Raw genomic sequence first — 14,730 nt, 5'->3', positions numbered from 1 at the left:
GTTCGTCATCAATCTGAAACCTCCCGGCTGGGAGGTTTTCTTTATTTAACAAACCGCTTCGGTTTCACTTTGATGAATTTTTCTATCTGTTCACTCGGTATTTCAGAGAGTGGCTGTGAAGCGGAATGAGCAAGATAACGAACCACGACGGATTCACTCACGTCAAAAGGTTCATCCGTCGCGACATCGACATTCTGCGCGCGATCCGCAATGAAGATATAATCCAATTGCTCGACCACTTTTTCGTTGTGCTTTAACCGGAACAAACCCAGATAGTGGAAAACGCCCGTGCCTTGGGTCGTCACAGCGTAGGGCACGACAAATGTCATCGCTTCTGATGGATCACCATAGTTCAACGGGGTAATTTTAAAAAAGTTTAATACGACCTCACCACGTTGCCCATCAACCGAGTAAAACCCTTTAGCTCTCGAGTTTTCAAGTTCACCAACCACTTGGCTTAAGTGCGCTTTCGACAAGCTTTCAGGCACACTCACTAACCATGGCTGTGCATCTTTGAGTGCAAACAACTTGTGCATCACTGTATCGGTTTCGTCGGCTTGCTCCGTTTTTACCGTGACACCTTGTTTCGCATAGATTTCTTCATCAGTTAAGCTAAAACGGTAAACGGCGGCAATAATGACCACGATCAGAAGCACTATTGGAATCAGCAGAACCAGAGGGATTGGTAACAATTTTTTCGACATGAAGGTACCCAGAATTGACAAATACTAAGCGCCAGTGGGCACTCTATACTGGTCGACATTTTACCCTGAAATGCTACGCACACTTAATGATTTAACTCTTTAATTTCCACTTTTTGTTTATGCACTGTCATTAAGCGAGCTTGATCGACCGAATACCAAGCTTGGCGCTCGCTATCTAATGGCTCAGAAGCAACCACAATACCGTTTTCCATCATCTTATAGAACAGTGTTGGCGCGTGATCATCCGAAGCATATCGAAACGCCCAAATCGTCTCACCATCCGACCAACTCGCACTGATCCGAAGCGGTTCTTCTATTTTTTCGTCCAACATCAGTGATTCTATTAGCACCAAGGTTTTTTCTATGGCTGCAATGGGTTCACCTTCCATCAACCCATTTGCAATCAACAGCAAAAATAGTAATTCACTGTCCGTCTGCCCTTGCCTACATCCATAAAGAGATTTAGGGATTAAACGTTCAATGTGCCAACGCAATTCGGTGTAACCGCCAATTTGACCGTTGTGCATGAATAACCAGTTTTTATATCGAAATGGATGACAGTTAGTACGTGCCGTTTGTGTGCCAGTTGAAGCACGAACATGCGCAAAAAACAGTGGGGATAGAATGTGTTCCGACAAGCTTTTTAAATTGCAATCACTCCAAGCAGGCAATACTTCTCGGTACAAACCTGGGTCGTCTTTTACGCCATACCAGCCAACACCAAATCCATCCGCATTAATTGCAGTAATGGATTTCCTTGCACTCATACTTTGCTGTACCAACGAATATTCTGGTGCAAAGATTAAATCAGACAGGTACGTTTCTTTTCCTTGATACGCTAGCCAGCGGCACATGTTTACTCCTAAATCGAACTTGGCAAGTTAAATTATTCTCCTCATAAACATCATAGTAGATATCAGCATCTACTGTCTTTAATCGAAGTAGCAAAACCTACTTTTATACTCTTAAAATCGCGTTAATGAGGTAAGAGCATGTCCAATGTATTGCTGTGCGTGCTCTTTAAATGCTCGGGCTTTTGCTCCCAATAATCGTCCGCTTGGCCATATCAAATACAAATCGCGCTGTGGTCCAACCCAATCATCCAACGGCGTACATAACTCACCACTATTTAGGAAGTGATGTACTTCGGTGACTGGCAACAAAGCCAGCCCAAGCCCATCTCGGGCAAACTGGCTGGCAATATTAATGTCATCCACCTTTAGAGCTGAATTCTGACGGGTAGTCGCCAATTCTCCCGTTCTTTTGTTTTTAAACTTCCACACTGGTATATGAGCCACTGTAATGCAGCGATGATGATAGAGATCGTCGAGGTCATTAAGCGGTGCGCTTTCGGCTAAGTAACTCGGTGATGCCACCAGCAATGTTGAGACCGTTCCAGCTTTAACCTGATAGAGTCTCGAATCTTTTTGAGGACCAGCACGTAGGGCAATGTCGGCTTGTTCTGCGATAATGTCTTTGTTGTCGTTGTTCAGCTTCAGATCCAACAGAATATCTGGGTATTTTTTAGCAAACGCCGTCCACATAGGTTGAATAAAACCTATCGAAATATTGGTTGGAGCCAATACGGTTAATGAACCATTCATTGATTCAAGTTCATGGCTCAACCCTCGTGTTTTCACTTCAAATTCAGAGACTAAATCTGAAAAGGACTGGTAATACACTTCACCTTCGGCCGTTAACCGAAACTGACGTGCGGATCGATGAATCAGCTGGCAGCCTACATGCTCCTCCAATTTTTTAAGCCGACGCGTCACGGTGGCTGGAGGAATGTTCAAAACTTTAGAAGCACCCACAAGCCCTTGCGCTCTAACAATGTGAATAAACAAAGCAATATCATCAAGCATGATTTCATTTTTGGAATTGGTAATTCATTTTTTAACCATATTCATCTTTTATGGAATTATCTACTCTTTTATTGGCATTCAAACCAGTAAGGGAAAAGCATGAAAACACTATGCATAAGTGCAGGACTATCACTTTCTAGTGATGCACCAAGAGAGTATGTTTTAGAAGAAGCACGTAAGCTTGTGGCTGCCACTATCAATGAGCCCGGCTGTCAGCATTTTGAGCTTCTGGAACATAAAGGTGAAACGAACAAGTTCACCTTATGGGAGCGCTGGGACAGCGAAGAGGATTTAAAAAATCATTTCGAGCAACCCCATACAAAAGCCTTTTTAGAAAAGAACCTCACTCAGGTTGATTACATCGAAAAGCTTTACTCTTTGTCGAAGTAAGGAGGCAAAGGTGAAACATCGAATTATTTTTGGTTTGCTGATGTCCTTGGTGTTATCGAGCATGATGACGGTTTGGGTAACGTGGCTCAACCTAGGGTTTCAAGAACAATTTCTTACCTCATGGAGAACCGCATTTCTTTTGGCTTGGCCTGCCGCCGCTGCCATATCAATTGCACTGGGTCCTAGGATTCAGTCACTGACTCAAAAGCTATCCAACCATCCGTTAAGTAAAGGAGGACAAAATGCCTAACTCAAAGCTTATTCGCCATCATTATCCAAAGCTAGGGGATGCTGTCGGTCCTTATGTCCATGCCGTTGAACATAACCAAACCCTTTACACCTCAGGCTTCACCGCGTTTGGCAGTGCAGCGCAAACAGAAAATATTGGGCTCCAGCTGAAGGATATTTTCCGGCAGCTTTCCATCATTGCTGAACAACACCAATCGAGTTTGGATAGCTTGATCAAAGTTACGATCTTTATTACTGATTTAAAGGATTTACCTCTCGCACGTGAAACACTCACTGACATTTATGGCGGTCAGCTCCCTGCAAGTTCACTAGTCCTAGTGGCAGGGTTGTTTCATCCAGATCTGAACGTTGAGGTAGAAGCAACGATAGCCATTTAAACGATAGACAGCCTTTTATGCGGTAGGCAGCCTTTTAATACTGCGTAACCAGCACTTTTTTCCGCAACGCCGATTTAGCGTGGCTATCCAGTGTCATGTTCGCATCCAGATAGGTCACCGAGTCTTGGTTCAAGCTCTCTGAGCAATATTGTTCAGAGAGCTCCGATGCCTTAATTCCAGCCCAATCTGAAAAGAAACACTCAAAGTAAAACATTGAAAATGGCTGATCGCTCGGGTAATCACGCTCTACATCGCCCGTGAAAAAGAAGGGCACATAAAGTGATTCTATATCGGGCGGCGTTCTCACATCGTGTCTGAGAGCAAGTGGTCCATTTGGCGAGCCTAAACCATGGTCCGAAAAAAAGGCATACTGCCCACCCGCTTCTTCCACCAATTCCAACACCTGTGCCTGTAGATAATCGCTGTATACCACACTGTTGTCGTATTCATCCAAACGTCGATTACTCGATCGAAATGTCTCGAATGTCTTGGGGTAGCGATCAGAAAAGTTCATGTGTGAACCATAGAAATGCAAGAAAATGACTTTTTTCTTAGACGGCTCAGCGAGCACCTTTGCTAACTGATCAACCAATATTTCATCATGCATCGTCCCCCCGTCCGCTTGCGAGGAAAAATACTGATGATCGGTCTGCTGCGCTAGCGTTGAAATTGAAAAATCCCATTGCCCAAATTGAGCGTGATTAGATAGCCAGTACGTCTCGTACTCTGCCGCGTTAGCCAACAGGATGACAGACTGAGACATATTTGGAATACCTTCCGTTTTTGTCAACATCGCGGGTACTGAGCCCCACGTGTTGCTCCCAGCCGCATAGGGATAACGAAACACCGTTAACTTATCGCGCATTTTATCTAAGTAAGGTGTTGTCTCTCTTTCATAACCATACAGGCTCATGTTTCCCGCTCGCAGCGATTCCCCTATGCCAATCACCAACAAATCTGGTGCATTGGGTTTTCGCTCGATTTCGCTCCATGTCATGGTTTGATCAGACTGAATGTTCATTAAGTGATAAGTATCCGCTATAGCGATAACGCTTTGAATAGCAGGAAACCGCAACGATAGCTTATGAAACGTATATTCCACGGAAGAATACGCATTTGAATAGCCACGTGCTGTCCCTTTGTTTATGTAATCCGCAAATTCGTCATTGGAATACGCTTTCGGCAACTGTAATGCGAAGGGAATGATGAGATACCCTACCCCCAACAATAGGCTAGGTTTCCAAATGACCGATTTCGGGATGGAGACACGCTTACCTACGGCTAACACAACCAAAAGAGCAACAGCGAGTTCCCAACCGTGCCGAACCAAAAAACTGGTGGACTCACTTAGTGGGGCACTTAATACGCTGAAAATGACCCCCATAGAAAGCGGAGCCTGATAAGCGAAATGAACAAAGAAAATAACACCTAAAAACACCGCCAACCCCCACTTAATAAACCGCTGGTTATTCAATAAGCATAAAAGCCCAAAGATCAACATGGTTTGAAAGGAGATGTGAATGATTGTTTTGATGGTTAAGCTGAGTAACTTGTCACCATTGGTTGCCAGAGCAATGAAAAGGCACCCAGCAAAAAGTAGCCCATTCTGAAACCACACATTTTTCATTAGCGCTGATGTTCTCATTGCTTACCTCCATTCTGGTGACAAGATGCAAACTGCGAGTAAATCGCTGAATCGGTCAACACCACCTTAATATTAGGTTGTACAAGTTCTGCAATCTTTTGAGGTTCATTGACGGTGAAAAGCAGAGTGGGGATTTCGGGAAAATGATACTGAAACCGATCGGAGTAATTGTCGACATCGGTTGAAACGGTCGTAAACCAACCGAGCAAATATTTGATTTTGATTTTGGTGGCATACAGAGCGTAATGCCAATGACTCAACTCACTTCCTAGCGCTACCCAGTAACTGGTATTGAAGCCGTTCTCCGTGAAGGTTCGTAATGCGTGATCGTTTACTGATTCCACGAGTATGTACTTACGTTCAATCACGTTTTCTGAAATTTCGATAAGATGTTGCAACGCAGATTGCCGTGATTGATTATCTAAATCGACCAAATTCTTGAAATCCAGCCAGTACTGAGTGGAAGAACCAAAGGCTGAAAATACCTGTGCGAGTGTCAGCTCTTTCCCTTCATCAAGGCTTGGTTTGGGATCATGCCTAACGTGAAATTGATCCGTCTTGATATCATAAAAAACATCCACTTCTAACCCTTTAGCGCCAGCCTTTAAGGCTGCACTGAACGCGCCCAGTGTATTGTCGGCGGCGTCTTTTGTGAGGCCTCGATGCGCCCATACTTCAGTACAAAACAGCCAAGCAGATTGGTTGCTCGCCTTATAGAAAAACAGCAACTGGAATGTAAGGAATAGACCGCCTACTAGCACAAAAGACAGAATAATTGCTTTCAACCCTCGCCACACCTTTGGCATCGCCTTACCCCTGCATTCATAATGAAACTCAAAATAAGAAAAAGCGCTCGAACGCACTCCTTACTTACGAATACTGCAGGAAACATACCCAAGTAACCTGAACTCGGGATAAGTATGTTGAAGCACAATTTCAAAGAACATTGAGATAGAAAAAGAGCCAGTAAAAACTGGCTCTTTGTGTTTCTTTCCGCTTTGTATACCCACTGTCAGAGTTGAGTATCGTGGAAATTAGCGACCGTAATTTTTGACAATATACGCTTCAAAAGCATCGCACATGTCTTCATCAGAATTTGTATTAGACGCAAGCTCTTTATCGCCATCGACCACTTTTATTGTCGCTTGCAAAGAAGACACGCTCGCGCGATCACGCGTTGCTAATCCTTTGATTTTTTCTTGCTCTTCTTGCCAGGCTTCATCCACCGATAAGTTACACACATCGGCTAGGTATTTCGCGTTAAAGCCTTCGCCAGTCAAGCTTACAATGGTGTCGTTGTGAGACGTGCTGTTGCCACCATGCCAGTAATGCTTGGCTAGGAGCGGACCAATTTCTGGGTTATCGGTTAAATAGCCGAATTTCTCTGTGAAGTAAGCTCGCGTCTGGTACACCGCCATGTGAGCCAATAGATAACCCTGGTAAGCACACGCTGACTCATCCGACAACAAGTGAGGAATCGCAAGCAATGGACGCGGGCTACACTCTAGTCCAAGAATGTTCTTTTCACAGTCACGAGCTAACTGAGTGATGTTTTCAGGCGTCAGCTCTTCATCGCTCAACTCATAAAGCGCTCTTTCAAAATAAGGCACAACAAGAATGCTGCGTTCTTCATACGCTTTAAAAGGCTGGCGGCTATCAATCATCGTCTTGATGAGTTCATCTGGAACAGGGTTACCGTCGTTATCCAGTGCGTACTGCTTAAGCCAATCCGCATCCGTCAATAAGCTGTCACAGAACATGGATTGAGTTTCGGCATACGCCATGGAAGTAGGCGCAAATTCCTGTGAAAAACACGGCGCGTTCAACTTCACATTGGCGAAATGAGCGGCGTGCCCCCCTTCATGGAACAGGGTGTTAATACCATCATAGCCACTGCCGACTTGATCTGGCTTGGCGTTGCTGGTGAAGTTCACCTGTGCTGGAATCCATGTACCTTGGTCATAAAAAGAAGGAACCGGTCCATGACAGAAGCCATTCGGGTACTTACCTTTTCTATCCAATAAATCCAGCGTCAGCTCCGCGTCTGAATATTCGATATTCAAACGACCAAAGGATTCCACCCAACGGCGCAACGACTTGGAGAACGGAACATACGGGTCTAGATCACGCATTGCATCACCCGCAAATGAGTAGATGAAATTGTGTCCCGCCAACGCACCTTCCCCTTTCTCAGCTGCCAGATTTTTCAAGCTGTTGAGATGAGCTTCACGCGTGCGAGCTTCAAAATCGTCCAAAATACTGAACAGCTCTTGCGTGGTCATTTTCTCCATTTTTAGGATGGAGTAATCAAAAAAGGTCTTGTACCCAAGCGATCGAGCAAACTCATTCCGGCGCTTGACCAACTCAATAAAGCCATTGTTGAGTAACCATTGCTCTAAATCCAGAAAAGCAGAATGAGCCGACTGTCGAACGTCTTCGTTTTCATTCGCGCGAACCGCCGAGCCAACCACAGGCAATGAGCCTTCTACCGATTCGCCGTGTTCATCAACATAGGTCAGTGCGTGGTTTTGGTTGCGCTCAAACAAATCGAACTCAAACTTAATCAAGTCCGCTTTAAGCTGCTGACTCTTTTCGCCTTCAATCGCGTGGGCTTTAAACATGTTCAGCCAGCCTTTAAGACCCGCGATTGTGCTTTGTTTTTCTTTTGCGTCGCTGATGTTTTCGGCGGCGTCTAGCTGCTGATTGATTTCGCTAATTTGTGAAGCTTGGCTTAGGAATTGAGTCCACTCTGTTTGCGCTTTAGAGGAACCTTCATGGTCATCACTGATACCCATGTAAGTTTCCCAGAAAAAATCTTCTTTAGTGCGGTGAATAGCCAGATAACGTTGATTCAAGTCGTTTAGATATGCAGTTGCCGACATGTTGTTCCTTCAATCCGTTGTATTTATTTGCGCGGAATTATCGCACGGAGAGCACGGCTAAAATAGTGAGCTAGACGAGTATTTTAAGAAAGCCTCAACTTTAAATGCCAGATATAACAACATAACATATTGAATAATAATATTTTTATTTCATTATCACCACTTGAAATCCTCCTTGCGCAACTCCATTGATAATCATTGAGGATTAAATGTTCAATAGTAAAGGGATTTAAAAATGACTCAATTCTCCATTCGCAATGCTGTTGCTGAAGATTCCATTCTTATCGTTCAATTTATTCGTGAGCTTGCGCGCTATGAAAAGGCAGAGCATGAAGTTCAGGCAACCGAACAAAGCATTCGAGAAACCATTTTTGGATCGGATTCCACTACCCACGCTCTCATCTGTGAACTTGATGGTAAAGCGGTTGGTTTTGCCGTGTACTTTTTTAACTACTCCACTTGGGTAGGGAAATACGGTTTGTACCTTGAAGATCTGTATGTCACACCCGATGCACGCGGTACCGGAGCAGGAAAATACATTCTTAAACATTTAGCACAAATTGCTGTCGCAAAAGATTGCGGGCGGTTTGAATGGAATGTTCTGGACTGGAATCAACCGGCAATAGACTTCTATGAATCCCTTGGAGCAAAACCTCAAAATGAGTGGGTTGGCTACCGATTAACAGGGAAAGCCTTACTGGATCTTGCTGAATCCTAGAATTTAGATTCAAGCACTAAGCAACATTGCTTTGCTCACTTTAGGGTGTATTAACCTTTCACTTGCTACGTTTTAACCCTAAGCAAAACAGATTGTCTAAGTTAAAACCGTTTTTCATTCCCTCTGTGGTTTGGGCGGCGGTTTGCTCAGAGAAGTATGCTATACCCAAGTAAGGATATTAACGTGCGCATTCAATCCATCGATATATTACGAGGGATCTCCATTTTAGGGATCCTATTCATGAACATCTATTACCACGGCTTATTTGCCACCGGATACGTTTCTCCTGAATTTCCTCCCATCAGTGACACCTTCATAAATTTGTTCAGTAGCGCATTTTTTGATGGCCGCTTTCGAACCTTGTTCTGCCTGCTATTTGGTGTTGGTTTAGCGATTCAATATCGTTCATACAAAAAGAAAAAAGTGTCGCCAAAGGATGCCATTAAACCAAGAATGAAATGGCTGATACTCTTTGGTTTATTACACGGTCTTTTCATATTTGGTGGTGATGTGTTGATGCTTTACGGAATATCGGCGCTTTTCGTGCTTAAATCGCTAGATCTTCCACTCAAAAAGCTTCTTAAGAAATCTTACCGATATTTGATCATCGGTGGCGTGCTAAACCTCAGTATCGCCTTCGCATTTCTTTTCTTTGAAGAACCTCCTCTGTTTCAGGGTTCACCGGAGTTCATGGAAGTGTATGACTTATGGTTCAGTTCTTATGGCATACAGATGCTCATTCAGGGCGGGGTGGCATTCGTTATTGTATTAACGTCTCCTCTTTGGATATTTTGGCAGGTCGCTGGCTTGATGATGCTCGGTGCCTTCTTATTTCGAGTCGGTTTTTTCTCCAAAGGTTTTGACAAAAAAACGTTCCGCTTGGTCGCACTTGGGGGTATCGCCTTTACGGCGCTAGACTTGGCTCTACGCATGTACCTTCCAAATCAGACGGCAGAACTTGGGGCGATTGTCGCCAGTGTCTCTGCAATTTTTGTCGCACTTATCTATGCTCACGCGATCGTCAAACTCGTGGCTAACCGAAATGCTGTTATTCAGTTATTTGCTGCACCAGGTAAGCTAGCTTTCAGCCTGTATATATCGCAGTCCATTGTCATGGCTGTACTGCTGCGCTGGACGTTCCCTGAGTTCCATTTAACAGCAACCAGATTGGATTACATCCTTATTGCACTGGCGTACACTGTTGTGCAAATTGTGGTCGCCCACCTGTATTTGAAGGTCTTTAAACAAGGTCCTTTGGAATACATCTGGAGAAAAGCGTACACTCGAAGCCAAATAAAAAAGCAGTTAATACCTGCACATTAAGGAAGAATCATGAGTTTTAACGTTTATCTTTCAGGTGAAATACATACCGATTGGCGAGACCAAATCATCGAGCAATGTCGTGAAGCGGGGCTCGAGATCACTTTCTCTTCCGCTGTGACTCACCATGAATCAAGCGATGCTGCTGGCGATGTGTTAGGACAAGAAGACAAAGGCTTCTGGCGTGATCATAAGTCGGCAAAGGTGAATGCCATTCGTACTAAGAACGCCATTGAAAAGTGTGATTTGGCGGTGATTCGCTTCGGTGAACAGTATCGCCAGTGGAATGCAGCGTTTGATGCAGGCTACTGTGCTGCATTGGGGAAGCCCTACATTACATTGCACGATGAAGGACTGATTCACCCACTTAAAGAAGTTGACGCGTCTGCACAAGCTTGGGCAACGTCACCAACCCAAGTAGTCGAAATACTTAAGTACCTTCTCTCGTAAGACCTATACCCCAGTAGAAAGACAAACGGAGCACAGGATGCTCCGTTTTATTTTTACGTGTTCTACCGTTTTGGGGCTAAACCGCTTAATCTGTCGGCTAAGCCACTTAGTGATTCTGGCTTTGGAACGATTCAAGTAGTGTTGTTGCCATGGAGAAATCATAACTTTCAATCGCTAAGACTAACGCTTCAAGGGTTTCTTTGTTTTCCGGAGAAGCGTCTAATAATTGCTGGGCCAATTGCACCGCATCTGCATCATAACCCTCAATGGCTTGAGACAATTGGCTGAGTATCTGCTCCATATCCAGTTGGGCGTTATCCTCTTTTCTCTCTAAGCCATGTTTTGATGTATACGCCAATAATTCTTTTTGAATATCAGAAGCTCGTTCGTCCATTTCCTCAACCCACTCGGTTGGGATCGCCTTTTTCTCCTTAGCGTTAGACTCTATTCGTTCTGCTATTTCCACTAATACAGGAATCCTTAGATTACCCGCCGAGCCACGAACTGTGTGGGCAAATCTTTCTAGATACACCCAATCTTTTAACTCGGATTTTTCTCTGAATTCAACCAAGTCTCTTAAGAGATTTGAAAGCATGGAATCGAGCAGCTTAATATATCGCTCTTTTGTTATTCCAATCTCTTCAGCCGTATCATCAATTTCAACATTCAAAATGCCTTTGGGTTCGGGTGCGTTGGCTAATCCATTGCTTTGCGCCGATTTCTTTGATGATTTAGAAGGTGATGCTGAAGCGGGTAAAGCGGAAGATTCGCTGGCAAGTACTGGTGCATTCAAATATTGTTTAAGCACACCGTACAGCCTAGAAACATCAATCGGTTTGGTGACATGATCATTCATGCCTGCGTTAGAGCAGGTTTCAATATCTTGCGCCATTGCATTGGCTGTCATGGCAATAATCGGTAAGGTATACCCATCTTTGCGCGCTTGTTTGGTTGCTGTAACACCATCCATAATGGGCATTTGCATGTCCATCAACACAATATCAATGTTCCCTTTTGCAAGGGCATCCAAAGCAATTTTACCGTTGCCCGCTATCGTAACTTCACATCGGGTTTTTTCTAATAAACCTATCGCTACTTCTTGGTTAATCTCGTTGTCTTCCACCAGCAAAATACGCTTGCCAGATAAATCTGGGGTTTCAATTTTCGCTCGATTTCGTTTGACGAGGTTTTTGGCTTCAATGCCATACGCATCCATGATGGCATCGAGCAAAGTAGAAGGGTTAACAGGCTTGAGTATGAACCCGTCGATTAATGGTGAGACTTCTTCATCTATCCCTACTTCTCGCCCATATGCCGTCACCAAGAAGCGCTTCAAATCAGTAAAACGTTCATCTCTCGGCAAGCGTTTTAACAGCTCTACTCCGTTAATTCCCGGCATGTTCCAGTCGGCAAATACCATATTAAAGCGATCCGTATTGAGCAGTTCAATCGCGTCATACCCGTTGGTTACCGATGTGACACTGAACTCCATCGCTTCCAATAAATTTTCCATTATGCCTCTAGCGGTATCGTTATCATCGACCACTAAGGCTTTGCGCTCTTTAATTGGTTTCAAAGGGGCGGAGATATCGCGCATCTTCGCACTTTGAAGACCGCATTGAATGGTGAAAATAAAGTTAGAGCCTTCCCCCACTTTTGACGTAACCGTCAGGTCGCCGCCCATCAATTCAACCAACTGCTTACTGATATTTAAGCCTAAGCCTGTTCCCCCGTGCTTGCGAGTGGTGCTCGCGTCCGCTTGGGTAAAGGCTTCAAATAATTTCGCTAACTTATCTTCCGGAATACCTTCGCCAGTATCGCTCACGACAAAACGAATCTCGGCATTCTTATCATCCTGTTTATTGAGAGTGGCTTTTACAATAATCTCTCCCTCGTGGGTAAATTTCACTGCGTTCCCACATAGATTGACGATAACCTGCCCGAGTCTTAACGGATCGCCGATCAAGTTGATTGGCATCGTTGGGTCGATGTCTAACACCAGTTCGAGGTTTTTCTCTTGTGCTTTGACGGAGACAATAGACACCACATTTTCCAGAACATCATCCAAACAGAAATCAATGTGCTCAATATCAAGCTTCCCTGCCTCGATTTTAGAAAAGTCGAGAATGTCGTTAATAATACCGAGGAGGTTTTTCGCTGAATCATTTATCCGATTCACATACTTTTCTTGAATGCTATCGAGCTCAGTGTTCAGCGTTAAGTGTGCCATTCCCATGATGGCATTCATTGGGGTGCGAATTTCGTGGCTAATGTTGGCAAGAAATTCACCTTTGGCTTGGCTCATGGCGTCGGCGGTCTCTTTCGCTTCAACCAGCGCGTTTTCCATTTGCTTGCGTTCGGTTTGATCAAGCAATATCCCCACAATGCCGTTCACGTGACCATTGCTATCAAGGAAGGAGGCTTCATACACCAACATTTCTAACTGTTTCTGATTGGCTGGCGTAATCTGGACTTCGTAATTGGCGTTGCTCTCTTTTTGGAAAAGAGTTTGATGGTGTTCACCAAATTCTGGTGCGGTTTCCCCAAAAATCATGTTAGGAGTCGAGCCTAATATTTGCTCCTCGCTCAGCCCCATCAACATTCTGAATTGGCTGTTAATGGTAATGAATTGACCCGTATTGTTGAGGCAGTACATCGGGTTTGGTGTTGCGTTCAGGATTTCCTGATTCAGCTGAGACTGCTCCAGTGCTTTTTGTTCGGCTTTGCGTTGTAATTCTAGGTTGCGGCTCAATTGAATACTTATTGAAAGGTCATTCAGCATTCGGTTCAACCACTGTAAATGAATGTCATCGAGGCTATGTACTACCCCAATTTCCATCACGGCTATCACCTTTTCCTTGACCAATAAAGGCAAATAGTACATTTCATTAAGGGACAATTGCCCACCATTGTAAGGCACCACAAACGCCCCATTTAGCTCTCGTATCACCACCGGTTCTTTACTGCGAGTCACTCCCATCAGTGTGGAGCTTTCTTCACTGACTACTGCGCTTTGGCTTTCACCGTAACCTGCCCCTGAGATCCGCGTTAGTGCGTTGTTTTCGAAAATGTAGACTCCCACCATTTCAACCGGAAAATGCTGCATTAAAAAGTGCGTAACACGATCGCAAAGCAACGACGTAGACTCGTTATTGCGTAATACAATATTGAAATCTTTTACCAATGTATTATTGCTAAGCTGTTCTGATATATGGTGAAAAACCACATTTAAGCTATCAATAAAATACTGTAAGTCTCCGTAGGCACGTTGAGTTAAAGTGAAGGAAAAATCTTTGCTTTCTACTTTTTCGACGACCGTTTGAGAAAGTTTGCTTAGAGGGCTGATATAAAGATGCCAAAGCAAAACAAACGACACGCCAATAGCCGTGATTAACGCAAAAAACAGGACTAAACTGATTCGCTCATTCGACTTTATATCGGCTTCGTTTGCCGTAATTTCAGAGTTAAGCCGCTTGAGAATAGAATTGTGGGCTGAGGAAATTGCCGCCATTATTTTCGCTTTTTCAGAAAAGTACTGATCGCTGTACAACAATGAACGAGCGCGATCTAAATCCCCTACCCCAGTCAAAACCCACTGCCCATTACCATCTTGTTGTCGCCCTTCAATGGCATTAAATGCATCCACTTCAAGTCCAACTAACGCATTCGATAGCGCCAAAGCATTGCTTAATTCGCTGAATTCAAAAGCTTCGATACCTGATTCTTTTAACCTTTGAACTAACGTTGGTCCTCTAAAGTTTGATTGGGATGTAGGCGATTGTTCTTCCATCGAAACAATATCCCAATACTCGTATTGATTTCCCTTCGGTATTGGGGTCTTACCGTTTCGTACATTCAAAACGTGGTTAAAAAGCGCCTTCCACTTTTCATTTCCTGTCGCCCCATAAGCCCGTGCAAATTTGGTTAGGTGATCAGAACTTCCTTTCAACTCCATTGATAGCTGATAGAAGTTCGCTAATTGCGATTGCAAGCTTTGTGTTTTTTCATGCAAATGTGTATTCGTTTGGTTCAATGAAAAAATAGCAACAGACACAACGCCCATAACAAGAAATAGCATCGAAAATAGAATTTTTATTGATTTCATAGCTCATCGCCTTCCAAAGTTTTTT

General features: G+C 44.0%; 13 protein-coding genes. 6 read left to right on the top strand and 7 right to left on the bottom strand.

Translation table 11 applies throughout. The features are described from left to right. Positions 1–41: 41 nt before the first annotated feature. The 3 genes from CW749_RS10580 to CW749_RS10570 form a co-directional block, all read right to left on the bottom strand. Entirely contained in the window at positions 42–704 is a 663-nt protein-coding gene (locus tag CW749_RS10580; RefSeq protein WP_101111983.1) for a hypothetical protein, read from the bottom strand. An 83-nt stretch (positions 705–787) separates the two neighbouring features. Then, positions 788–1,558, bottom strand: a complete 771-nt coding sequence (locus CW749_RS10575) for a class II glutamine amidotransferase (protein ID WP_101111982.1) — start codon at positions 1,556–1,558, stop codon at positions 788–790. Positions 1,559–1,669: 111 nt separating this feature from the next. Further along, entirely contained in the window at positions 1,670–2,569 is a 900-nt protein-coding gene (locus tag CW749_RS10570; protein ID WP_101111981.1) for a LysR family transcriptional regulator, read from the bottom strand. A gap of 99 nt (positions 2,570–2,668) precedes the next feature. Here CW749_RS10570 and CW749_RS10565 point away from each other — a divergent pair, with 99 nt between their 5' ends. The 3 genes from CW749_RS10565 to CW749_RS10555 are packed head-to-tail and all read left to right on the top strand — an operon-like array spanning position 2,669 to position 3,585. After that, complete coding sequence (locus tag CW749_RS10565; protein WP_101111980.1) at positions 2,669–2,959, top strand: putative quinol monooxygenase; 291 nt, start codon at positions 2,669–2,671, stop codon at positions 2,957–2,959. Between the two features lie 10 nt (positions 2,960–2,969). Then, entirely contained in the window at positions 2,970–3,209 is a 240-nt protein-coding gene (locus CW749_RS10560) for a DUF2798 domain-containing protein (RefSeq protein ID WP_101111979.1), read from the top strand. Then, positions 3,202–3,585 carry a RidA family protein gene (locus tag CW749_RS10555; RefSeq protein WP_101111978.1) on the top strand — a complete coding sequence of 128 codons (384 nt, stop codon included), beginning with the start codon at positions 3,202–3,204 and terminating at the stop codon, positions 3,583–3,585. Before CW749_RS10560 ends, CW749_RS10555 begins: the two co-directional genes overlap by 8 nt. A 34-nt stretch (positions 3,586–3,619) precedes the next feature. On the opposite strand, the gene CW749_RS10550 is transcribed toward CW749_RS10555, so the two are convergent. From CW749_RS10550 to CW749_RS10540, 3 genes are all read right to left on the bottom strand, one after another. Continuing rightward, positions 3,620–5,230 carry a sulfatase-like hydrolase/transferase gene (locus tag CW749_RS10550; RefSeq protein WP_101111977.1) on the bottom strand — a complete coding sequence of 537 codons (1,611 nt, stop codon included), beginning with the start codon at positions 5,228–5,230 and terminating at the stop codon, positions 3,620–3,622. Beyond that, complete coding sequence (locus tag CW749_RS10545; RefSeq protein WP_101111976.1) at positions 5,227–6,036, bottom strand: glycerophosphodiester phosphodiesterase family protein; 810 nt, start codon at positions 6,034–6,036, stop codon at positions 5,227–5,229. Before CW749_RS10545 ends, CW749_RS10550 begins: the two co-directional genes overlap by 4 nt. Before the next feature lie 228 nt (positions 6,037–6,264). Next, positions 6,265–8,112 carry a M3 family metallopeptidase gene (locus tag CW749_RS10540; RefSeq protein ID WP_101111975.1) on the bottom strand — a complete coding sequence of 616 codons (1,848 nt, stop codon included), beginning with the start codon at positions 8,110–8,112 and terminating at the stop codon, positions 6,265–6,267. A gap of 235 nt (positions 8,113–8,347) precedes the next feature. On the opposite strand from CW749_RS10540, the gene CW749_RS10535 reads away from it, so the two are divergent. The 3 genes from CW749_RS10535 (at position 8,348) to CW749_RS10525 (ending at position 10,600) form a co-directional block, all read left to right on the top strand. After that, complete coding sequence (locus CW749_RS10535) at positions 8,348–8,830, top strand: GNAT family N-acetyltransferase (protein ID WP_101111974.1); 483 nt, start codon at positions 8,348–8,350, stop codon at positions 8,828–8,830. A 183-nt stretch (positions 8,831–9,013) separates the two neighbouring features. Further along, a complete protein-coding gene (locus CW749_RS10530; protein ID WP_101111973.1) occupies positions 9,014–10,153 on the top strand; it encodes a DUF418 domain-containing protein in 1,140 nt (379 codons plus the stop codon). A gap of 9 nt (positions 10,154–10,162) precedes the next feature. Next, positions 10,163–10,600, top strand: coding sequence for a YtoQ family protein (locus CW749_RS10525; RefSeq protein WP_101111972.1), 438 nt, complete (start codon positions 10,163–10,165; stop codon positions 10,598–10,600). A gap of 106 nt (positions 10,601–10,706) precedes the next feature. Here the strand turns inward: CW749_RS10525 and CW749_RS10520 are convergent, their stop codons facing one another. After that, complete coding sequence (locus CW749_RS10520; RefSeq protein WP_101111971.1) at positions 10,707–14,705, bottom strand: response regulator; 3,999 nt, start codon at positions 14,703–14,705, stop codon at positions 10,707–10,709. Positions 14,706–14,730 lie beyond the last annotated feature (25 nt).

The organism is Vibrio sp. vnigr-6D03, from assembly GCF_002835515.1.
GTDB lineage: Bacteria > Pseudomonadota > Gammaproteobacteria > Enterobacterales > Vibrionaceae > Vibrio > Vibrio penaeicida.
This window is presented reverse-complemented; position numbering and strand designations above follow the sequence as displayed.